Raw genomic sequence first — 20,930 nt, 5'->3', positions numbered from 1 at the left:
GATCATCCGGCTACGTGGTGGAGTGCGGCTACTTGCCGGGATAGGGCAGTTCCGGGATGTGCCGCCGCCATTCGGCGGCCGACAGGGGGCCGCCCGCCCGGGCGCGGACCGCCGCCTTCGCCCTGCCCCGCTCGATCGGGAACGCCCGCAGGGAGCCGTCGCCACCGGCGATGTGGAGGACGCCGTCACCGAAGGCCAGCGCCACGACGCCCTCCGGCGAGACGGCGACGGGCAGGCCCATCACCCGGCGACCGGTCAGGTCCCACAGCCGCACCGTGCCCTCCTGCGCCACGGCCAGGATGCCCTCCCGGGAGATCGCCAGGTGCTCGCCAGCGACCTCCTCGCGGGTGAAGGCGTACCCGGAGCGCTGCCACGTCCGGGTGTCGACCAGGACGACCCTCCCGCGAAGGGACGACTCGCCCACCGCGAACGTGCGCCCGTCGGGGCTGAAGGCGACCGACGTAGCGCCGAGGTGGCCGGGGATCCTGGCCTCCTTGCCCGACCGCGTCTCGAACACGCGCAACCCGCCGCCGTCACCCGCGCCCCGGACGGCGATGAGGCGGCCGTCGGGACTGAAGACCATGCCGTCGCCCGGCGGCAGGCGCAGGACGCGCCGGCGCGTGGCCACCTCGTACAGCTCGGTCGCCTTCTCGGTCGCCACGGCGATGATCGTGCCGCCCGGGTCGAACACGGCGTCCCATCCGGGCAGCGAGCCGCGTCCGGTCCCCGAGGCGACGTCCCACAACGCCACGGACGACGCCGAGGGGACGGCGAGCGTCCGGCCGTCAGGGCTGAAGGCGAGCCGCTGGGCGCCCCCACCGGGAACCCGGGCGATCCGCCGCCTGGTCGCGGTCTCCCACACGGTCACCCATGACCGGTGCGCCAGCGCGAGCCGCCTGCCGTCGGCGCTGAAGGCCGCGCCCGCGAGGGCCGCGTACTCGCTGTAGCGCGGGCCGGGAAGGTCCGGAAGGACGTCCGGCGCGGTGAAGGCGGAGATGTCGACCGTGACGACCTCACCCAGACCCGTCAGGAAGTGAAGGCCACGACCCCCCGCCCGCAGGCTCCTCGCACCGCTGACCTGGAGCGGATGGGACATCACCGGGTCGATGCGGTCGACCTTCCACAGCTGGAGCACGCCTTCGTCCCCCAACCCCGCCACGAACCGGCCGTCAGGAGTGAAGACCACCTCGCCCTTGTACGGGAACGTCCTGTCGTCATGGTCACGCCAGGCGCTCTTCTCGACGTCCCACAGCCGGAAGGCCGTCTCCCCCGTGCGCACGGCCAGCACCCTGCCGTCGGGACTCCACGCCGCGATCTCGCGCGGCAGGTCCGCCAGCTTCCGCCGCCGCCGCAGGTCCCACAGCACCCACGAGGAGTCGCCCTGCCCGATGGCCGCGACCCTGTCGCCCGGCCCCACGACCACGCCGAACGCCGGAGGCAGGCCGTCGACCCATCGACGCCTGGCCACGTCCCAGAGCCCGGCCCTTCCGTCCGCCTCCGAGGCCAGCAGGCGTCCGGTCGGGCTGAACCCGCTCATCGCCGACCGGATCGGACCGCCGATCCGCTTGCCCGAGCCGACATCCCAGAGCTGGACGTGCTCGTCACCCGTCACGGCCAGCGTGCGACCGTCGGGGCTGAGCTCCACCGCCGAAACCCCGGCCCCCACACCGGTGAAGGAGGTGACCTCACCGCCGGCCCCCACGCCGGTGAAAGAGGTGACCTCGCCCGCCGAGACCCCGGTCCCCACAGCGGGGAAGGAGGTGACCTCGCCCTCGGAGGCCCCGGCCCTCACGCCGGGGACGGAGGTGACCTCGCCCGCTGAAACCCCGGACCCCACGCCGGGGACAGAGGTGACCTCACCCGTCCGCCGCCGCAGTCGCACGACGCCCTCAGCAACCGAGACGAGCGTCTGGCCGTCCGCGCTCAACTCCTGCAACGCGCCGGGCGGGGCGCCGGGATCGCTGAAGAGGGCGATCTCCGGCTGGGCGAGCGAGCCGTACAGGCCGGCGCGGGTCTCCATCAGCGGCGCCAGATCGGCGGCCGCGAGGCTGAGCCGCATCGCGGTCACCGGATCCGACCCCCGCAGCTCCTCCGCCCGCGCCGCGACCAGCCTGGCCACCGACTCCAGATGCTGCTCGGCCATGACCCGCCGCTGCCGGTCCGCGACGACGGTCGCCACCGTCGCCACCACCAGCAGGACGGCCAGAGCGGCGATCATCAGCCGGCGCCGCCGGGTGGCGCGTCGCGCCAGAGCCGTACCCGCCTCCAGGAAGGCCGCCTCGCGCCGGGTCAGCGTCAGATGCCGCCTGCCGGTCGCCGCCCAGCGCAGCGCCTCCTCCAGCGCCGCGCCGCGGTAGACGTCGCCGCCGGTCTGCCAGCGCCGCGCCGCCTCGCTCAACGCGCGGTGAACCGCCAGGCCGTCCCGCTCCTGCTCGACCCAGCCCCGCAGCCGAGGCCAGGCCCGGTGCAGAGCCGGATGCACGATCGCCACCGCCCCGCCGAGCGACCCGGCCCCGTCGAGCAGCCCGTCCCCGCCGAACGGCCCGGCCGCGTTGACCGGCCCGGCCCCATCGAGCAGCCCGGCCGCGCCGGACGGCCCGGCCGCGTCGAACGGTCTGGCGGCCTCGGACGGCCTGGCCGCCTCGGACGGCCTGGCCACGTCGAGCATCCCGGCCGCGCGGTAGGCGGCCACGACACCTGCCGCGCCCTCGGGCAGTTCCTCTGGAGGGACCCGGCGGGTCATCTCACTGTCGGTCAGCCGCAGGAACACCTGGGGCGCCATGGCCTGGTCGGCGGGGTCCAGCGCTTCGTAGACGGATTCGGCGAGGTCACCCAGTGGCGGATCGGCGTGCCACGCCCCCACCGGAACCGCGAGCCGCCCAACACCCGGCACTTCCCCGGCACGCGTTGCTTCCCCAAGTCCCCCGGCACGCGCCACTCCCTCAGGGCCCGCGGCAGCCACCGTTCCTCCGGGTTCCTCGGTAGGCGCCGTTTCCCCGAGGCCCGCGGCGAGCCCTGCTTCCCCGCCAGCCGAAGAACCCCCGACACCCGCCGCTTCCCCAGCACTCCGAGAACGGCCAGCAGGCGCCATTCCTCCGGCTCCCGCGGCACGCACCGCTCCCCCGGGACCCCCGGCAGGCGCCACTCCTCCGGGCCCCTCGGTAGGCGCCGTTCCCCCGGGGCCGGCGGCGAGCCCTGCTTCCCCGCCAGCCGAAGAACCCCCGACACCCGCCGCTTCCCCAGCACTCCGAGAACGGCCAGCGTCCGCCGCTCCCCCAGCACCCGCAGAACGCCCCGCACCGGCCCCTTCAGTCCAACCGGAAGCGTGCACACCCCCAGCACCCGCGTACTCCGTCTCCCCAACACCCCACGGACCACCGACCCGCGAGGCTCCCCCGGCAGCGTCCGGACGCCCGGTCGGCAACGCTCCCCCGGCTCTCCCGGCAGACGCCGCTTCCCCACCATCTCCCGCCGCTCCCTCTGCACCCGCCGCTTCCCCAGCATCCGGAGAACGACCGTCACGCAACCCCTCAGGCCACCCCACAGCGGGCGCACCCCCGGCACCCTCGTGCAACCTCTCCCCAGCCCCCTGCGGACCGCCGACCCGCGCCGCTCCCCCGGCGGCTTCGGAGCGGCCAGTGCTGAGGCCCGAGCCTGGTGCGCCGTCGGAACCCGCACGCAGCGCCTCCCCCACAGCCTTGGAACGGCCGGTGCCGACCAGGCCGAGCAGCAGTTCCCTGGCGTCGGGCCGGTCCCCGGGCCTCTTGCGAAGAGCCGCGGACACCAGCGAGCGCAGCGGCTCGTGCAGCATGGTCACGTCGGGGTCCACCGTGAGGACCCGGTGCATCACCCCGCCCAGACTCTCGTCCATGAACGGGTCGGCGCCCGTGGACGCGTACAGGATCACACCGCCCCACGCGAAGACGTCCGCCGGTGTACCGGCCCGTTGCCCGGTGAACACCTCGGGAGGCATGTACGTCGGAGTCCCCGCGACGAACCCCGTCGACGTCAGCGACATCTCCTCCGTCCGCGCCACACCGAAGTCGATCACGCGGGGGCCGTCGGGGCCGAGGAGCACGTTGTCCGGCTTGAGGTCGCGATGGATCACCCCCGCCTCGTGGATCGCGACCAGCGCGGTCGCCACGGCCGTCGCCAGGCGGTGCAGCGGATCCCCCGCGAACGGCCCGGACTGCTCGACGGCCGTGCGCAGGCTCGGGCCGGGGACGTACTCGCTGACGATGTACGGCTCGGGCGCGTCGACGTCCACGGCGAGGATCCTGGCCGTGCAGAAGGAAGCGACACGGCGGGCGGCCGTGACCTCCTTGACGAAGCGAGCCCGGTCGGAGGTGTGCAACACCTTGATCGCGACCCTGGCGCCGGCGACGTCGTAAGCCTCGTAGACGATTCCTTGCCCGCCCGCGCCGAGCCGTCCCGCGAGCCAGTAGTCGCCCAACCGCTGGGGGTCGCTGGGAAGGAGCGCCTCCAGGTTCATCGACGGCCTCCGAGGGTCATGGGATGCGGAGGATTTGACGAGCTCAGCCGCCGATTAGTTCTACCCACCCCACTCACACCTGCAGCTCATCGCCGGGCTTCTACCCCACCGCCGCTGCCATCCCTCCGCCTCCGCAGCGCTGCAGCCCCTCGGCCACGCTATGCACAGCGACCACCTCCGCCCGCGCCACTCAGAGGCAGCACGTCTCCCAACCATCCCCGCCCCGTCGTCCGCCCACTGCTGCCCATCGACCCGCGCCACTCAAGGCCACCTCTCTGCCCGCAGTTACGGGCAGCACCTCACCGCTTGCCCAGCCACCCCCGCCCAGCCACTGCTGCCCGTCCGCCCGGACCACACGACCACCACCTCCGCCCGCGGCGCTCAGGGGCGCTACCCCTCCACCTGCACCGCCCACGGCCGCACCTCGCGTTGCGCTCCCCAACCCGTCCGTGAGACAGACCAGGCCCGGACTGGTTATCCACACCCACCCAGCCGTTATCCACAGAACCCGATTCCGCCCGTCCCCCCACCCACCCACTCCCGCTACTCTCTCGCCATGGTCACTCGCGCAGACATCGGCGTCATCGGCGGATCAGGCTTCTACTCCCTCCTCGACGACGCACAGGAAGTCGAGGTCACGACCCCCTACGGCCCGCCCAGCGACGTGGTCACGGTCGGGCGCATCGGCACGCGGTCGGTGGCCTTCATTCCCCGTCACGGCCGCGACCACCGTTACCCGCCCCATCGCATCCCCTACCGCGCCAACCTGTGGGCGCTCCGCTCGCTGGGTGTCCGCCAGGTCCTCGCGCCCAACGCCGTCGGCTCCCTCCAGGCCGAACACGGCCCGGGCACCATCGTGGTCCCCGACCAGCTCGTCGACCGCACGTCGGGCCGCGTGCAGACCTACTACGACGCCGGCGGCGCCGTCCACGTCTCCTTCTCCGACCCCTACTGCCCCGACGGCCGCGCGGTCGCCGTCACCGCAGCCCGAACAGGCGGCTGGAACACCGTCGACGGCGGCACACTCGTCATCATCGAGGGTCCCCGCTTCTCCACCCGCGCCGAGTCGAAATGGTTCGCCGGCAACGGCTGGACGATCATCGGCATGACCGGCCACCCCGAGGCCGTCCTGGCAAGGGAGCTCGCCCTCTGCTACACCTCGCTGTCCCTCGTCACCGACCATGACGCCGGCGTGGAGGCCGGCGAGGGTGTGACCCACGACGAGGTGCTCCGCTTCTTCGCCACGAACGTCGCCAAGATGCGCACCCTCGTCTCCGACGCCGTCCAGGCCCTTCCCGAGGAGCGCACCTGTTCCTGCGGCTCGGCCCTCGACGGCATCAAGCTGCCCTTCGACCTGCCCTAACGAGCACCGCCCAAGGCATCACCGGTACGCCACGGCGCTCCGTGCCACCCACACGGAGCCCACCCTTCCTCCACGAGAACGAACCAGCCGAAAACATCCCCAGCACCCTCCAGACATCCCCAGCGCCCTCCCACGCCCCTGTCCGAACCTCACGACCTCGCGGCCGTAGCCGTCCAGACCTCTCGAGCTCCCGGCGATCGCGGTAGGCCTCCCGATCTCCCCGCGGTCAGCGCCTCTCCGGCCAGCACCGACGCAGCGCCGGCCCCACAGCGCCCACAACGCTCTTCATGCGCCCCGACGCGCCCTCGCATCATGCCCATCGCCGCCCTTAGACCCCCCATCACGCCATCCGACCGCATCGCGCCATCCTGACGACATCACGCCATCTCGACCGCATCGCGGCGCTGGCCCACATCGCGCCACTCCAACCGCCTCGGAGCAGCCTCGCTCGCCGCCGCTTCCCTGGCCAGCCGTGTCGCCACGCGAATGGCCTCATCTCGATGACACCAGCCGCTCGTCCCGCGCCGCACGCCCGCCCGCGACCCCACCCCAGAACCCGAACCGCCCCTGAACCTGAACCTGAACGAACACCACCACCGACCCGGCATCCGCCCCAGCAACACCACCCTTGGAGTCGCCCATGCGCGCCTGGACCCGCGTCTTCGAACGCCGGCGCCGGCTCATCGCGGCCGCCCTGGCCGCCCTCTCCCTCGCATGCGTGCTCACCGTCCTCCGCCCAGGCCCCGGCCCGACCACCACCGTCCTCGTCGCCACCAAGGACCTCAAACCCGGCACCCTCCAGCAGGGCGACCTCCAGCCGGCTCACCTCCCCGCGGCAGCCGTACCCGACGGCGCCCTCAGCACCGGCGCCGTCGGCCGCACGCTCGCCGCCCCGATGCGTCGCGGCGAGCCCCTCACCGACGTACGTCTCGTCAACCCCGCGCTCCTGGCCACGCTCCCTCCGGGTACGGTCGCCATGCCGGTGCGCATCGCCGACCCCGACGCCGTACGACTGCTCTCCCCCGGCGACGCCATCGGCGTGCTCGCGGCCTGGGACTCCGGCCAGGTCGCCCAGACCGTGGCCGAACGGGTTCCCGTCATCACCATCCCCCCGGCGGAGTCCGACAGCGGCGCGCTCGTCGTGCTGGCCGCCACTCCCGACCAGGCGAGAATGCTCGCCGCCGCCCAAGCCGGTGGACGCCTCTCCGTGACCATCAATCCGCACTTACCGTAAGTGATTCGCTACTATTTGTAGCTATGAGCGGTTTCAAGAAGTTCCTCATGCAGGGAAACGTCATCGACCTGGCCGTCGCGGTGGTCATCGGCGCGGCGTTCGGCGCCATCGTCACGTCCTTCGTCGCGGATCTGCTGACCCCGCTGATCTCGGCGTTCGGCGGCCTGCCCGACTTCAGCTCGCTGACGCTCACGGTGGGCCAGGCCCAGTTCAAGTACGGCAACTTCATCAACGCGCTGCTGTCGTTCCTGCTGATCGCCCTGGTCGTGTACTTCCTAATCGTCAGGCCGTACACCCGCTACAAGGAACGCGCCGCCGGACGCCAGGAGACCACGCACCGCGAATGCCCGGAATGCCTGTCCGACATCCCCAAGGCAGCCGCCCGCTGCGCGCACTGCTGCGCCGAGGTCACCCCGGTCTGACCAGATCGGCGCCAAGCCCTGCCCGACATCCACTCCACGCCCAAACAGTCACCCAGAACCCCGAGCCGGAGCGTGCGGTCAGCGCTGGGAATCGATCTGCGGGTCGTACTCCCAGTGCCACGGCTCATAAGGGCTGCTGTAGGCCCAGTCCGGGTGGAACCACCCGTACCTCTTCGAGTTGGCCTCCATCCACCTGAACTGCGGTGTTCCCGCGCTCTGCACCCCTCCGCACAGGTCGACCGCCATGCCCAGACCGTGGTTGCTCCGCCCGGGAACGGCGGCGAAACCCGGCCGGCGGTAGTAGACCGACTGCTGCTCGGCCAGCGTCCGGTAGGCGTCGGTGACGCATATCTGCTGCCCGAAGTGCCGCTTGTACGCCTCGTTGAGCGAGACGAAGGCGATGGCCGCGTCCGCCCGCAACAGGTGCCCGCGCTGTTGGAGCGGGCAGAGGATGTTCTCGGGAATGAGCCCGTTGGGATACTCGGTCGTCGCGTTGATCCGCAGGGGATTGCACGCGAAGGCTGCGCGCCCCACCTTGTCGATCTTGATGCCCATCTTGACGAGGGCCTTCGTGAGCGACTGCACGACCTTGTCCGAACGCTTCGTCAGCATGGAGACCTCCGCCTCCACCTGCGCGGCGGCGAGCAGGTTCGTGGCGCGCAACTCCTGCGCCTCGGCAGCCAGCCGCTGCTTGTCCGCGTACGCCTTCGCGACCTGCTCCATCTGCAACTGCTGAGCCTGCGCCAGCACGCTCGCGTCGCTCTGCGAGCGCAGCATCGCCGTGTTCGCGTCCGCGTTGCCGGCGAGGAACGGCGCGATGCCATCGCCTATGGGCTGCTGGTACACCAGCTCGACGAGGTCGGCGATCGGCCGCCGCATCTGCGTCAGCGCCGCCTCCGCCTTCGCCAGGTCCTCGAGCTTCTTGTCGAGCTGGGAGTTCGCCGCCTTGAGATCACTGGTCCGCTTGTCGAGCACCTTCTGCGCCGCGGCCAGCTCGTTCGCCGACTTCTCGGCCTCCTTGCGCAACGCCGTAAGATCCCCAGGCCCCTGCGTCACCGCCGTACTGTCCCCGGCGGACCCCTCCACCACCCCGCCACCGACGACGGCCTCGAGAACGGAGTCCGGCAACGGATCGACAGCATGCGCGGGTACGGCCGGAATGCCCAGAAGCACCGAAGAGATCGCCGTGACGACCGCGATCAGACCCACTGATCGAGGGGCTGACACGTTCGATTCCTCCGTTTGCGAACTCGTTACCTGGGTCAGGCACGCACGTTACTACAGCCGTCTCGGTGCCCGGACCGAACTCCCGGCAGCCGTTATGTTCCGAACACGCCATTAGCGCCGCTCCACCGCCAGATCCCTACGCCTGCTTCCGCTGATACTCCTGACACAACTCCCACAGCCAGGTGTCCACCCACTCGTCAGGACAGCCGCCCGGCCGCGCCGGCTCCTGCCGTACGGGCCGCTCCGGCACCGCCTGCCGCGCCTCTGCTGGCTCCTGCCCCCGCTCCTGACGCCTCGGTACGGCAAGCGCCACCGTCTCCGGCGCCTCCACCCCCAGCGGTGCCGGCAACAGCCTCTCGAACGCCCGCTCAGCATGCGGCGGCGCGGGTGCCGGCACCGGCGCGAAGGCCATGCGCCCGCCTTCTCGACCAGCCACCACCGGCCGCTCCCCCGACGCCGCACCCACCGCCCGGCGACCGCCCCCTTGCTCACCCGCCACCTGGCCACCGACCTGCCGATCGTCCACCGCACGGCGACTCGCCCGCCCCTCGCCCGAGCCCTCCATCGCCGCGGCCGTGACGGCCGCGTCGTACCCGACGAGTTCCCCCGCCAGCAGCCCCCCAGCGAGGATCGCGGGCGCAAGCAACGCCGCGAACAGCACCACCGGCCGCCCCGCGCCCCGCCTACCACGTCGACTACTGGTCACGAGCGCGACGTTAGCCACGCGGCGGATCTGATCACGGGACCGCTTGCCATGCCTTTACCGCCGACCAGAGCACCCGTGACCGATCCCGCGAAAGTTCCCTCGGGTCGATGTCACACGCAGTGCTCTGCTTTCGCTAGTCTTAGGTGCGTCCGCCTCCGTAGCTCAGGGGATAGAGCACCGCTCTCCTAAAGCGGGTGCCGCAGGTTCGAATCCTGCCGGGGGCACTCATCTCCACCAGGAAATTTGGCCTCTGACCTGCGGTTTCTCAACCGCAGGTCTTTTGTTTGCCAGCCCCAGCTAGGTCACCGAGGGCAGCCATATGCAGCCGTAGGACAGAGTTTTGGGGACATACGGGGGATGATCTTGGAAGCGGTTTCCCGAGGTCAACTGCGGATTCTCCGACGGTCTGTTGGGGCGGACTCGTCGTATCTATGATCGGCATCGTGCAGCGCCTCGCCCTCTTCGATCTCGACAGGACGCTCATAGATCTCGGCGGCGCGCTCACGCGGTGGGCCGAGGAGTTCGCCGAGCAGCATCACTTGAGCGGCGAGGACGTGGCCTGGCTCGTCTCCCTGGATCAGGGCGTACATCCCCATCGAGAGGTGTTCTTCAACGAGGTCCGCGAGCACTTCGCGCTGACGGAATCAGTCGAGGAGCTATGGGCCGGCTACCGGCAGCGGATGCCCTACCTCGTGCAGTGCTATCCCGGCGTTCTGTCCGCCTTGGCTGATCTGAGGGCCGCAGGGTGGCGTGTGGGGATCGTCACCAACGGCACGGCGGACAACCAGCTCGGCAAGCTTCGGCAAACGGGCCTGGCCGACGCAGTCGACGGCTATGCCGTGTCGGGAGTCGAGGGCATCAGGAAACCCGAGACCGGCCTGTTCGAGATCGCCGCGCAGCGGTGTGGGACCAGCCTGGCCCAGGGCGGCTGGATGGTCGGCGACAACCTCATCGCCGACATTGAAGGAGCTCAGACAGCCGGCCTCCACACGATCTGGATCGACCGGGGAACATGGCCCGAGCACGAGCATCGAGCCGACCATGTGGTCGCCGATGCAACCGAGGCAATCGCCATCATGCGCGGGCAGCGCCACGAATAGCGCGGCTCAGCCAGCCCGAGGCAAATGACGCCGTTGGGACGCCCGAGGTGGCCGACGGTACGCGGCGCCCATTTCGCATAGTTGGGCATCTATAGCCCTTCGTAGGTGTACGCACAAAACCTGCCGAATGGATCGATTTCTCAGGGAAGAATCGCGAATCGGTTGGTTACCGGGGCAATCGACTCAGACGGGGTTATCGTCGATTGGGGGTCCTTGAGGAGCCATACGAGGAGAGATCGGCATGCCTGGTCTTGATCGCGAGGCGATGCAGGCTGCGATGTCCCGCATCCAGAAGCTGTCCGATTACAACTGGTGGGTCCTGCACGCTTCCTGCACCTTGATGGAAGCCCAAGCATGGGTCGGGCCGAGCGGGACCCGTTTCAGCGACACCGTCCACAAGAGCCAGCAGGAGTTGCGTGCGATGCTGGCCAAGGCCGTCTCCCTGGCCCAGGACGAGCTGGCGAGGGCGAAATGAGCTTCAGCGGAGTGAAACTGCCGGAGTTCGACACCCTGGTCACCCGCCACACGGCGGCCGCCATGCAGATCGAGGAACTGACCTCGTTGCTGTACGGCGAACTCAATGGCGCAGGACTGGATACCGCGCCGGCGGAACGGATCAGGCGACTCGCGGCGCAGGTTGGCCAGGAAGCCGAGGACTTGCGCAAACGGCAGGGCATCGTCCGGGAGATAGAACGTTTGAAGGTCCCCCTCGGACCGGCCGCAGCAACGGGAACCCTCATCGCGATGCCGGACTCTCTCCAACAGGCTCAAGGCCAACTCGACGGCACCGCCGCAGCCAGAGCGGCCAAGGCCGCGGCAGCAGGCGATAAGAACGCGTTGAAGCAACTGCAGGCGTACGCGGCGAAGGCGCGCGACGCCACATTCGTCAAAGCGTTCCTCTCCCAACTCGGCGCCAAGGGAGTGACGGAACTGCCCGCCACGATCGCCGGTCAGCTCAAGGCGGCAGCCTCAGCAGGTGGCACCGGGCAGGCATCCAAGGAAGCCCGGGAGGCGATGCGATTGCTCGCTACCGCGCTGGCCAAGGGAACCAATCCCAGCGATCCCGCGTACATGGGCGACGCCTTCCTCACCGATCTGGTGAAGCACGGACGCAGCGAGTTCAAGCTGAACGGCATCGCCTACTACGGATATCAAGCACAGGCGATGATCTGGCAGGCGAGCGAGGGCAACCCGCCGTTCTCCGAGAAGTTCATGCAGGTCGTCGGACGAGATGCCATCGTCTTCGAGAAGGAGAAGTTCGAGGATCGCTGGAAGGCATTCAAGGACGCGATCGGAAGCGCCCTGGGCAGCCAACAGGTCCCGATGGCGGACCTCGCCACCACGCTCGGCGTGACCCAATGGATGATTCCCAGGCCCCCACGATCGGCCCAGCGAAGCAGCCCATCGACGAGTCGCGGAAGCATCTTGGCTCAGCGGTCATCGACGACCTGTTCAATGCGGCGGCCAGCGATGCGAAAGCTTCACAAGCCCTGCTCAACCACACGCCCGCCGGATGGAAGCAGTCGATCCTGTGCTACATGCTGACCGATCGCCTCGCCGCATTCCAGTTCCACGGCAACACCGACCCGTTCGCGCAAGCAATGCGGAAGGCGATGACAGGCAAGGACGACACCTCACTGAAACTGACCGGAGAGGCGCTGAACATCCTCAAGGAGCACGCCAAAAAGGTATTCGGGCCAGACGACAACAATCGCCACAGGCGATTGGTCCAAGAACGCCATGGAAGCAGCCAAGGGCAAGAGCTTCGCCACCCGCGATCAGCCACCCCAGATCAGATCCCTGGAGGAGATACTGGCAGAGCCGACGACTTTTGACGATTTTATGGAATGGGCACAACGTTTTACTAATACTGAAAGCACAGCGAACGACTTGCAGACCACCATGTCTCGCCGCGCCACATCTGGGCCACGTCCACGGTACTCACACTGCGGCTTCCCAGGCGAGGCAGGACGTCTCGGACGTACTGGAGGAAGCCCTTGTGCGGGCCGATGACCAAGACCTCGTCGGCCGTGAAGTGGTTGTTGTCCAGCAGCCAGGTGACTCGGTGCAGACCCACAGCGGTCTTACCGGTGCCGGGACCACCCTGGACGAGTAACAGGCCGGGGCGTTCCCCCTGAGGACTGGACACCTGAGACCCTAGACCTAGTGTCATGCGCCTGAAATTCGGCGGATAAGTTCTTATCCTTGGCATATGGGAAATCCGGGCCCGTCGGCCGTAGAGATCAAGTTAACGAGCACGGAGCGAGCTCGGCTGCATGGTTTGACGGTGGATGCGTCGGGACTGGCCGGCCGAGCGCGGATCGTGCTGGCCTGCGCCGAACCGGGTGCCAGTAACGCGCAGGTGGCGCGGGATCTCGGGATGAACGTGGCGACGGTGCGCCGGTGGCGCGCCGCTTACGCGCGGGGCGGGATCGATGCCCTGCTGGACAGGCCTCGAACCGGGCGGCCCAAGGCCGGGCTGACGGTCACCGAGGAAGAACGGGTCACGCTGCAGCGGTGGGCGCGCCGAGCCAAATCGTCGCAGGTCCTGGCGATGCGGGCGAAGATCGTGCTTGGCTGTGCGGACGGCAAGGACAACCAGCAGATCGCTGCCGAGCTGCGAGTGCATCCGGACACGGTCTCCAAGTGGCGCTCGCGCTTTCTGCGGCTGCGGCTGGACGGGCTGATCGACGAGCCGCGACCTGGCCGACCACCGTCGATCACCTTGGACCAGGTCGAGCAGGTGGTGGTGGCCACCTTGGAACAGACACCGACAGGCGCCACACACTGGACGCGGGCCTCGATGGCCAAGCGCAGCGGGCTGTCCAAGTCGACGATCGGGCGGATTTGGCGCGACTTCGAGCTCAAGCCGCACCGGGCCGACACCTTCAAGCTGTCCACGGATCCGTTGTTCGTGGAGAAGGTCGTCGACGTGGTCGGGCTCTACCACCATCCGCCCGAGCGGGCCGTGGTGCTGTGCGTCGATGAGAAATCCCAGATCCAGGCACTGGACCGATCGCAGCCGGTGCTGCCGATGATGCCGGGCATGCCCGAGCGGCGCACCCACGACTATGTGCGCAACGGCATCACCAGCCTGTTTGCCGCCTTCAACATCGCTGACGGCACGGTGATCGGCGAACTGCACCGCCAGCACCACGCCGCCGAGTTCAAGAAGTTCCTGGTCACCATCGACAAGACGGTGCCGACCGAGCTGGACGTCCACCTGATCTGCGACAACTGTGAGGATCAGGGTCGTACCGCCTCGGATCAGGCTTGACCCGTGCGACAACTGGCCTCGGTGTCCTGCCGTAGATCTGTCGGCCTGATCGGGGGCGGTGCTGCATGCGCCGATCCGGTGGAGCGTGTCCCGATAGGGGCCTTGGCCTAGAAGGCACCGTCACAGTCCTGACCGCCCTCACCGGCTCGGCGCTGGCCATCAGTCCCGCAACGATCAGGAGTGTGACGACCTGTGATCAGCATGCCCCATTCCGCCCAGCCTGACCACGCCGCGGCTGAAGCCTCATCGGTGCTGCTGGGAGTCGACACCCACAAAGATGTGCACGTCGCGGCCGTACTCACTGCTGTCGGTGTGCTGGTGGGCAGTAAGGCCTTCCCCGCCACGGCTGCCGGCTATCGGTCGCTGCTGGGTTGGGCGCGAGGATTCGGGCTGGTGGTCCGCGCCGGTGTGGAGTGCACCGGCTCCTACGGGGCCGCGCTGACCCGGCACCTGCGTCAGGCGGGCGTTCAGGTGGTGGAGGTCAACCAGCCGGACAAGGCGACCCGCCGCCGGCGAGGCAAGACCGATGCGGTCGACGCCGAGGCCGCAGCCAGGGCAGTGCTGTCCGAGCGGGCCACCGCGGTGCCCAAGTCCGGCGATGGACACGTCGAGGCGATACGCATGTTCAAGCTGGCCAGGGACTCGGCCGTCAAGTCCCGCACCCAGGCCATCAACCAGCTCAAGGCGGTACTGATCAACGTCGATCCCGCGTTGCGCGAGTCGCTGGCCGGCCTGGGCGTCAAGACCCTCATCCGCAGCTGCGCGGACCTGGCCGAACCCGACACCAGCGGCACCGACCTCGCCCATTCGGCGGCTGTCTTCACGCTGCGGCTGTTGGCCCGACGCATTCAGCAACTCACCGCCGAGGCCCGCGACCTGGAGAGACGCATCCGAGACGCCGTCACTGCTCATAGCCCGCAGCTGCTGGAGCGCGTCGGCGTCGGCCCCGACTGCGCCGCCGCCCTGCTCATCGCGGCTGGCGACAACCCCGAACGGCTGCACAGCGAGGCCTCCTTCGCGGCGCTGTGCGGCGTCAGCCCCGTCGAAGCGTCCTCCGGCAAGACCCAACGACGCAGGCTCAACCGAGGCGGTGACCGCCAAGCCAACGCCGCCCTCTACCGCATCGTGCTCAGCCGCCTGCGCTGGGACCAGCGCACCCGCGACTACCTGGAACGACGCCTGACCGAAGGTAAGACCCGCCGAGAAGTCATCCGCTGCATCAAACGCTACGTCGCCCGCGAAATCTACAACCTCACCCACCGGCCGGCCAGCTCACCCCGCACCATCGCTGACCTGCCAGAAGCGGCTTGACAAACATAGGGGCATCTACGGCACCCACAAGACTCCGGCGGTCAAGGCCTGGCTGGCCCGTCATCCCCGCTTCCACATGCATTTCACCCCGACCGGGTCCTCGTGGATCAACCAGGTGGAGCGCTGGTTCGGATATCTGACCGACCAGCTCATCCGCCGTGGTGTCCACAAGAACGTCCAAGCGCTGGAGAAGGACATCCGCGCCTGGATGGACCAGTGGAACGAAGACCCCAAGCCGTTCGTGTGGGTCAAGACCGCGGAAGAGATTCTTGCATCCCTCGCCAAATATTGCCGACGAATTTCAGGCGCATGACACTAGTGCGGTGACCACGAACGTTCACCGGCTTGAGTGATCAGGCTGCTCGGACGAGCGGCCGGCCCCACCGTCGTTGTTTCTCGCTGCGGACACGGGCACGTTCGCGGCGTTGGGCGGCCAGCACGTCGGGATGACGGGCGTTGGCGTTGCGCCAGCGCAGGTAGGCCTGCAGCTTGCGGGTCTGCACGGTGTGGTTGGGATGGTGCGAGTTGCTGATCACGAACGTTCTCAGCGGCCCGAACTGCGCTTCGATCGGGTTGGCCCAGGAGGCATAGGTCGGCGTCAGGCACAGCTCCACCCGGTTGGCTGCGGCCCATGCGCGGATGGCGGGGGTGGTGTTGGCCGACAGGTTGTCCAAGATGACGTAGATCGGCGCGCCGTCGGGGCGGGCCTTGCGGATGCTCTTGAGCGCGGCCAGCGTGTTGGCGCCGCTCTTGCGCATCCGGACCACGCCCCACAGCTGGTCATCGCCCAGGCTGTAGCAGCCGTGGAAGTAGCGGATCCCGTGGGTGCGCCGGTAGGTGGCCGGCCAGCGTTCGGGTCTGCCCTCGCGCGCCCAGCCCGAGCCGGGCTGCGGCCGGATCGACAACGGCCCGAACTGGTCGAAGGCGAAACACCGGTTCGGAAAGCGGGTGGTGACCTCCTCGATCCGGTCCAGCTTGGCCTCCCGGTCGGGGTCGGTGGACTCCTTCCAGGTCCGGGTGCGCTGGAAGGAGATCTTGTGCTCGCGTAAGTACTGCCGCAGCCGCTCCCGGCCGATCACCACGATGCGGGTCGGGTTGTCGGCCAGGTAAGCCAGGAGTTTGCGGATGCTCCACCGGGTGAAAGGACGACCCAGCTTCTCGGGCCGGGTGGTGGCCGTCCGGGCGATGAAGTCCTCATCATCGCTGGTGATGCGGCGGGGACGGCCTCCCGCCCAGTTAGGGTCCAGCGCGGACAGGCCCCGCTCGTTGAAGGCGTGAATCACGTCGCGGACGGTGTCTTCATCGGCGGCGACCAGCTGGGCGATCGCCGGCACCGGCGTCCCGCTGGCCGACGCCATGATGATCAGCGCACGCCTGACCCGGATCGAGTCATGCTTGCCTCGCCGGACCAGCCGTTGCAGGGTCTGTCCCTCATGATCGGACAGCCGCCGTGCCCGGACGGGCTCGGCCATATGCCTCTCCTTTGATCGACCTGGATGGTGTCGATACGACCTTGGAGGACAAGCGGGCGAAACTGGCGCAACCTGTACGGCGTGTCACCTCACGACCCGGTGAACCTAAGTGGACACCGCACTAGCTGGTTCGGGGAAGATCGGGAGAGTGTCCCGTTGGGGATGAAGAACTATCCACCGGAGTTCAAGAGGGACGCGGTGGCGTTGTATGAGTCGAGGCCGGGCGCGACGATCGCGGGGATCGCCGCTGACCTGGGGATCAGTTCCGAGACGTTGCGGAACTGGATCCGGGCGGCACGCGGCGAGCGGGGTGAGCCAGGGCGGTCGGGCCGCAGGCCGAGAGCTGGTGACAACGGCGGTGAGGCGTCGCTGGAGACGGTGGAGGCCGAGAACGCCGCGTTGCGGCGCCGGGTGCGTGAGCTGGAGGAGGAGCGGGACATCCTGCGCAAGGCCGCCCGGTATTTCGCCGGGGAGACGCGCTGGTGAGGACTCGTTAACTAACTACTGCCTGATTTGATGTTGCTTTCATACTCGGCGATCGCCTTCTGTAAGGCCTCGATCGTGCGGGGTGGGTGCGTCCGGCGAGGCTGGTCAAGGGCTGTGGCGATGTCGGGAGTGGCGAAGGCGAGCAACGGCATGGTCCGGTGGGCGTGGTAGCTCAGCGTGTTGCGGTCTCGGCTGAGCAGTCGGGCCGTCAGGGTGAGCGTGACCGTGTTGCGGCGGCTCAGGATCGCGGCCAGGACACGGTGGCGGTGGTCGAGGAAGCCGAAACCGGGGTTGTATCCGCGTCGGTTGATGCCCTTCCTCTTCTCGCGTTCAGCCTCGGCCAGGACCCCGGCGCCAGGGCTGGAGTTCCTTCACGAGCCGATCGAACTGTTCGCGGGAGATGCCGGTCAGGGCGGGGTGGGTGAGCAGGTAGGTGGCCTCGGCCGGTATCGGGGGAGCCTTCGCCTGTTCCGGGTCTGCCGGGGGTGACTGCTGGGGGTCGTAGGGGGCGATGGTGTAGTTCCACTCGCCGTGGAAGTCGTCACGCTGGACGCGCTGCAGGATCGCCTTGCGTTCGTCCTTGGTGAGGGTCCGCCCGGTGGGGTAGTCGTTGTCGTCCAGGACGGCGCTGACGGTCAGTCCGGTGCTGGTGCGGGTGGCCGAGATGGTCTGGAGCAGCACCTCGTAGCTGGTCAGCGGCTGCCCGCGCAGGCTGTGGGTGATGCGGGAGAACAGCCGGTGCTCGACCTTGTTCCACTTCGATGTGCCGGGCGGAAAGTGCATGACGGTGACGGCCAGTCCGCACTCATCGGCGAACGCGGCCAGGTCCTTCTTGAACAGGTGGGAGTCGGCCGAGTTCGCTCCGCCGGAATCCGCGGTGATCAGCAGCCGCGCCGCGTCGGAGTAATCGAGCCGGCCTTGCTGGTTCCACCATCGGCGGATGGACTCCACCGCGAACGCGGCGGTGTTGCGGTCGGTGCCCACGTTCACCCAGCCGGTATCGCGTCCCAGGTCATAGACGCCATACGGGATGGCCACCGGCGTGGCGGGGTCGGTGAAGTCATGGTCCGGGGCGATGATCGGCCTGCCCATGGGCCGGTAGGTGCGGCCGGGTCGCGCGTACTCCCCGATCGGCTCCTTCTTCTTGGCATCCACGCTCACCACCGGAAGACCGCGGGCCAGGAACTTCTCCACGGCCGCGTTGATATGCCGGAACTGCGCATCGCGGTCGGGCACCTGGCTGCCAGCCCGTCTCTTGGCCATGCCCTGCAGGCTGAACCCCATCTGGCGCAGCAGCCTGCCCACCACCGGCGCGCTGACCGGATGCCCCGCTTCTGCCAGTTCCCGGGATAGATCCCGCAGTGAGGCGGTGGTCCACCGCAACGGGGAGACCGGATCGCCCACCTCCCGCGGCTCGATCAACGACTCCAGAGCCGCGACCAGGCCCGGATCGCGCTCGTCGGCCAGTTTGCGGCCCGCGCCCGGCCGGCGCGCCCGTCCCTCTAGCACCGTCGCGCCCGCAAGTTCTGCTCGCCCCCGCGCGACCGTCGACTCCGAGACTTCCGCCAGCCGGGCCACGGCCGCGATCCCTCCGTGCCCCAGCGCCTCGGCCTCAGAGGCCAGATACAAGCGGCGCTGCCGCTCGTCCAGATGTGGAAGCAACGCGGCGAACTTCACATCCAGCACCGCCAGGGCCTGCGGCGATATCCCCACGAGAGCCCGTATACCACTTCACTCACAGACACGAGATCAAAACAAGCAGTAATTTCCTTACGCGCCCTGAACCGCTTCCAGTTCGTCGCCGACCACGCAGGCGCCTTCGGGGTGAAGCGGTTGTGCCGGATCGTCGGGGTCGCCCGCTCCAGCTTCTACCACTGGCGGTCGGCGGCGCCGGCGCGGGCTGAGCGGCAGCGCCGGGACCAGGCGCTCGCCGAACAGATCCGGGCCATCCATGCCGAGCATGACGGCACCTACGGAGCGCCGCGCATCACCGCGGAGCTGCGTGAGCGGGGCTGGCTGGTGAACCGCAAGCGGGTCGAGCGCATCATGCGCGCCTTCGCCATCGTGGGCGTGCACCTGCGCAGGAAGGTCCGCACCACGGTGCCCGAGGCCTCCGGCCGCAAGGTTGCCGACCTGCTCCAGCGCGACTTCACCGCAGACGCGCCGAACCGGCGCTACGTGGGCGACATCACCTATCTGCCCATCGCCGACGGCACGCACCTGTATCTGGCGACGGTGATCGATCTGTGCTCGCGCAAGCTGGCGGGCTGGTCGATCGCCGACCACATGCGCACCGAGCTCGTGGCCGATGCGCTGCGGGCCGCCGCCCGCGATCGCGGCGGACTGGACGGGGCGATCTTCCATTCGGACCACGGGGCGCAAGGTGGATTCAACCGGTGCTCGCAACACTCCATCGACGGAGGTGTTGGTGAATGGGCCTGGGCAAGAAACAGCAGGCTGTCCGGTTGTATCGCGGCCAGATCCCCTCGCCGGGACGGCCGACTGTCGCCTGGCGTGAGGACCGTGTCCGGTTCTGGCATGCGATCGCGCGTGGGGTGAGTTCGGAGGACGCCGCGGTGGAGATCGGCGTGTCGCCGGCGGTGGGGACGCGCTGGTTTCGCCAGGCTGGCGGGGTGGGACCATGTCTTGCCCCGACGGTGTCGGGCCGTTATCTGTCGTTCGCGGAGCGGGAAGAGATCGCGTTATGCCGTGCTCGGAAGGTCGGCGTGCGGGAGATCGCGCGGCGTCTGGGGCGGTCGCCGTCGACGATCTCCCGCGAGTTACGGCGTAACGCCTCGACGCGGACGTATGACGTGGAATATCGAGCGACGGTCGCGCAATGGCACGCCGAGCGCCGAGCCCGGCGGCCGAAGACCGCCAAACTGGCGGCCAACCAGCAGCTGCGCGAGTATGTGCAGCAGCGGCTGGCCGGACAGGTCCGCCACCCGGACGGCACGCCGGTGTCGGGGCCAGAGACGGCGCCCTGGAAGGGGCGGAACGAACCTCGGCGTCAGGACCGCCGCTGGACGACGTCGTGGAGCCCGGAACAGATCGCCCATCGGCTGAAGGTCGATTTCCCCGAGGATGACACCATGCGGATCTCACACGAGGCGATCTACCAGGCCCTGTTCATCCAGGGGCGAGGAGCGCTCAAGCGGGAGCTGGTCGCCTGTCTGCGCACTGGGCGTGCCCTGCGGGTGCCGCGAGCACGCGCCCGGCAGAAGGCCGGCGGCCACGTGACCCCCGGGGTGCTGATCAGCGCCAGGCCCGCCGAGGCCGACGACCGTGCGGTCCCGGGTCACTGGGAAGGCGATCTCATCATCGGCACCGGCCGGTCGGCGATCGGCACCCTCGTGGAGCGCACGACACGGTTCACTCTGCTGTTGCACCTGCCCCGGATGGAGGGCTACGGCACTCAGGAACGCGTGAAGAACGGCCCAGCGTTGGCAGGCCGCGGCGCAGAAGCCGTCAGGGACGCGATCACCAAAGAGATCACTGGGCTACCCGAGCAGCTACGCCGCTCGCTGACCTGGGACCGTGGAACGGAGTTGGCCCAGCATGCGCAACTGCGCATCGACACCGGCTTGGTGGTCTATTTCGCCGATCCCCATAGTCCTTGGCAGCGTGGCACCAACGAGAACACCAACGGGCTGCTGCGCCAGTACTTTCCCAAGGGCACCGACCTATCACGATGGAATGCCGAGGAGTTGGCGGCCGTAGCATTCGCGCTCAACACCAGGCCCCGAAAAACTCTCGGGTGGAAGACACCGGCAGAGGCCTTCAGCGAGCATCTAAGCTTGCTGCTGAACAGCAGTGTTGCGACGACTCCTTGAACCCAAG

At 68.9% G+C, this 20,930-nt stretch carries 16 protein-coding genes, 1 tRNA gene and 4 pseudogenes; 14 read left to right on the top strand and 7 right to left on the bottom strand.

Going from position 1 to position 20,930, the window contains the following annotated elements:
• Positions 1-28 precede the first annotated feature (28 nt).
• The gene (locus tag ABZX22_RS02470; protein WP_354905971.1) at positions 29-2,863 is read right to left on the bottom strand and encodes a hypothetical protein; all 2,835 of its coding nucleotides are present in this window, start codon (positions 2,861-2,863) and stop codon (positions 29-31) included.
• Between the two features lie 924 nt (positions 2,864-3,787).
• Positions 3,788-4,492 (bottom strand): annotated as a pseudogene (locus ABZX22_RS02465) (serine/threonine-protein kinase); the annotation flags it as partial.
• Between the two features lie 556 nt (positions 4,493-5,048).
• Here ABZX22_RS02465 and ABZX22_RS02460 point away from each other — a divergent pair.
• The 3 genes from ABZX22_RS02460 (at position 5,049) to mscL (ending at position 7,511) form a co-directional block, all read left to right on the top strand.
• Positions 5,049-5,855, top strand: a complete 807-nt coding sequence (locus ABZX22_RS02460) for an S-methyl-5'-thioadenosine phosphorylase (protein WP_354905301.1) — start codon at positions 5,049-5,051, stop codon at positions 5,853-5,855.
• Between the two features lie 640 nt (positions 5,856-6,495).
• Positions 6,496-7,089: an RcpC/CpaB family pilus assembly protein gene (locus tag ABZX22_RS02455; RefSeq protein WP_354905298.1), complete on the top strand. Its 594-nt coding sequence runs from the start codon at positions 6,496-6,498 to the stop codon at positions 7,087-7,089.
• Positions 7,090-7,112: 23 nt separating this feature from the next.
• A complete protein-coding gene (gene mscL / locus ABZX22_RS02450; RefSeq protein WP_354905296.1) occupies positions 7,113-7,511 on the top strand; it encodes a large conductance mechanosensitive channel protein MscL in 399 nt (132 codons plus the stop codon).
• 78 nt (positions 7,512-7,589) lie between these two features.
• Here the strand turns inward: mscL and ABZX22_RS02445 are convergent, their stop codons facing one another.
• Together ABZX22_RS02445 and ABZX22_RS02440 are read right to left on the bottom strand one after the other, a co-directional pair.
• On the bottom strand, positions 7,590-8,567 hold the full coding sequence (locus tag ABZX22_RS02445) for a D-alanyl-D-alanine carboxypeptidase family protein (RefSeq protein WP_354905293.1): 978 nt from the start codon (positions 8,565-8,567) through the stop codon (positions 7,590-7,592).
• Between the two features lie 307 nt (positions 8,568-8,874).
• Complete coding sequence (locus ABZX22_RS02440) at positions 8,875-9,444, bottom strand: hypothetical protein (RefSeq protein WP_354905291.1); 570 nt, start codon at positions 9,442-9,444, stop codon at positions 8,875-8,877.
• Between the two features lie 151 nt (positions 9,445-9,595).
• Between ABZX22_RS02440 and ABZX22_RS02435 the strand changes: the two genes are divergently transcribed.
• The 5 genes from ABZX22_RS02435 (at position 9,596) to ABZX22_RS02415 (ending at position 12,379) form a co-directional block, all read left to right on the top strand.
• Positions 9,596-9,668, top strand: a tRNA-Arg gene (locus ABZX22_RS02435).
• A 207-nt stretch (positions 9,669-9,875) separates the two neighbouring features.
• Positions 9,876-10,544, top strand: a complete 669-nt coding sequence (locus ABZX22_RS02430) for an HAD family hydrolase (protein ID WP_354905288.1) — start codon at positions 9,876-9,878, stop codon at positions 10,542-10,544.
• 241 nt (positions 10,545-10,785) lie between these two features.
• Positions 10,786-11,019 carry a hypothetical protein gene (locus ABZX22_RS02425; protein WP_354905285.1) on the top strand — a complete coding sequence of 78 codons (234 nt, stop codon included), beginning with the start codon at positions 10,786-10,788 and terminating at the stop codon, positions 11,017-11,019.
• Positions 11,016-12,089 (top strand): hypothetical protein, encoded by a 1,074-nt coding sequence (locus tag ABZX22_RS02420; RefSeq protein ID WP_354905282.1) that lies wholly within the window; start codon positions 11,016-11,018, stop codon positions 12,087-12,089. Before ABZX22_RS02425 ends, ABZX22_RS02420 begins: the two co-directional genes overlap by 4 nt.
• Positions 12,083-12,379 (top strand): hypothetical protein, encoded by a 297-nt coding sequence (locus ABZX22_RS02415; RefSeq protein ID WP_354905280.1) that lies wholly within the window; start codon positions 12,083-12,085, stop codon positions 12,377-12,379. The genes ABZX22_RS02420 and ABZX22_RS02415 overlap by 7 nt, the downstream gene beginning before the upstream one ends.
• A 29-nt stretch (positions 12,380-12,408) precedes the next feature.
• Here ABZX22_RS02415 and ABZX22_RS02410 read toward each other — a convergent pair whose 3' ends face one another.
• Positions 12,409-12,717, bottom strand: coding sequence for a UvrD-helicase domain-containing protein (locus tag ABZX22_RS02410; RefSeq protein ID WP_354905278.1), 309 nt, complete (start codon positions 12,715-12,717; stop codon positions 12,409-12,411).
• 39 nt (positions 12,718-12,756) lie between these two features.
• Between ABZX22_RS02410 and ABZX22_RS02405 the strand changes: the two are divergent.
• The 3 genes and pseudogenes from ABZX22_RS02405 to ABZX22_RS02395 all read left to right on the top strand — a co-directional run.
• A pseudogene (locus ABZX22_RS02405) lies at positions 12,757-13,782 on the top strand (IS630 family transposase); the annotation flags it as partial.
• 240 nt (positions 13,783-14,022) lie between these two features.
• The gene (locus tag ABZX22_RS02400; protein ID WP_354905970.1) at positions 14,023-15,132 is read left to right on the top strand and encodes an IS110 family transposase; all 1,110 of its coding nucleotides are present in this window, start codon (positions 14,023-14,025) and stop codon (positions 15,130-15,132) included.
• Between the two features lie 22 nt (positions 15,133-15,154).
• A pseudogene (locus tag ABZX22_RS02395) lies at positions 15,155-15,445 on the top strand (transposase); the annotation flags it as partial.
• A 40-nt stretch (positions 15,446-15,485) separates the two neighbouring features.
• On the opposite strand, the gene ABZX22_RS02390 reads toward ABZX22_RS02395, so the two are convergent.
• A complete protein-coding gene (locus tag ABZX22_RS02390; RefSeq protein ID WP_354905275.1) occupies positions 15,486-16,604 on the bottom strand; it encodes an IS630 family transposase in 1,119 nt (372 codons plus the stop codon).
• Positions 16,605-16,766: 162 nt separating this feature from the next.
• Here ABZX22_RS02390 and ABZX22_RS02385 point away from each other — a divergent pair, with 162 nt between their 5' ends.
• Complete coding sequence (locus ABZX22_RS02385; RefSeq protein ID WP_354905274.1) at positions 16,767-17,090, top strand: transposase; 324 nt, start codon at positions 16,767-16,769, stop codon at positions 17,088-17,090.
• Positions 17,091-17,420: 330 nt separating this feature from the next.
• Here the strand turns inward: ABZX22_RS02385 and ABZX22_RS02380 are convergent, their stop codons facing one another.
• Positions 17,421-18,782: an ISAzo13 family transposase gene (locus tag ABZX22_RS02380; RefSeq protein WP_354905968.1), complete on the bottom strand. Its 1,362-nt coding sequence runs from the start codon at positions 18,780-18,782 to the stop codon at positions 17,421-17,423.
• 87 nt (positions 18,783-18,869) lie between these two features.
• Here ABZX22_RS02380 and ABZX22_RS02375 point away from each other — a divergent pair.
• A pseudogene (locus ABZX22_RS02375) lies at positions 18,870-19,472 on the top strand (IS3 family transposase); the annotation flags it as partial.
• Positions 19,473-19,522: 50 nt separating this feature from the next.
• Positions 19,523-20,923 (top strand): IS30 family transposase, encoded by a 1,401-nt coding sequence (locus tag ABZX22_RS02370; RefSeq protein WP_354905272.1) that lies wholly within the window; start codon positions 19,523-19,525, stop codon positions 20,921-20,923.
• The last annotated feature ends 7 nt before the right edge of the window (positions 20,924-20,930 follow it).

The sequence above is a fragment of the Nonomuraea sp. NPDC003804 genome (genome assembly GCF_040610675.1).
GTDB lineage: Bacteria > Actinomycetota > Actinomycetes > Streptosporangiales > Streptosporangiaceae > Nonomuraea.
Note: the sequence above shows the minus strand (reverse complement) of the source record. Positions and strands in the feature narration are given on the sequence as shown.

Bases quoted from the DNA above. Each gene is read 5' to 3' on its own strand.
- ABZX22_RS02400 (WP_354905970.1), top strand. From the start codon at position 14,023: ATGCCCCATTCCGCCCAGCCTGACCACGCCGCGGCTGAAGCCTCATCG.
- ABZX22_RS02460 (WP_354905301.1), top strand. From the start codon at position 5,049: ATGGTCACTCGCGCAGACATCGGCGTCATCGGCGGATCAGGCTTCTAC.
- ABZX22_RS02430 (WP_354905288.1), top strand. From the start codon at position 9,876: ATGATCGGCATCGTGCAGCGCCTCGCCCTCTTCGATCTCGACAGGACG.
- ABZX22_RS02420 (WP_354905282.1), top strand. From the start codon at position 11,016: ATGAGCTTCAGCGGAGTGAAACTGCCGGAGTTCGACACCCTGGTCACC.
- ABZX22_RS02415 (WP_354905280.1), top strand. From the start codon at position 12,083: ATGCTGACCGATCGCCTCGCCGCATTCCAGTTCCACGGCAACACCGAC.
- mscL (WP_354905296.1), top strand. From the start codon at position 7,113: ATGAGCGGTTTCAAGAAGTTCCTCATGCAGGGAAACGTCATCGACCTG.
- ABZX22_RS02455 (WP_354905298.1), top strand. From the start codon at position 6,496: ATGCGCGCCTGGACCCGCGTCTTCGAACGCCGGCGCCGGCTCATCGCG.
- ABZX22_RS02390 (WP_354905275.1), bottom strand. From the start codon at position 16,604: ATGGCCGAGCCCGTCCGGGCACGGCGGCTGTCCGATCATGAGGGACAG.
- ABZX22_RS02410 (WP_354905278.1), bottom strand. From the start codon at position 12,717: ATGACACTAGGTCTAGGGTCTCAGGTGTCCAGTCCTCAGGGGGAACGC.
- ABZX22_RS02385 (WP_354905274.1), top strand. From the start codon at position 16,767: ATGAAGAACTATCCACCGGAGTTCAAGAGGGACGCGGTGGCGTTGTAT.
- ABZX22_RS02370 (WP_354905272.1), top strand. From the start codon at position 19,523: ATGGGCCTGGGCAAGAAACAGCAGGCTGTCCGGTTGTATCGCGGCCAG.
- ABZX22_RS02425 (WP_354905285.1), top strand. From the start codon at position 10,786: ATGCCTGGTCTTGATCGCGAGGCGATGCAGGCTGCGATGTCCCGCATC.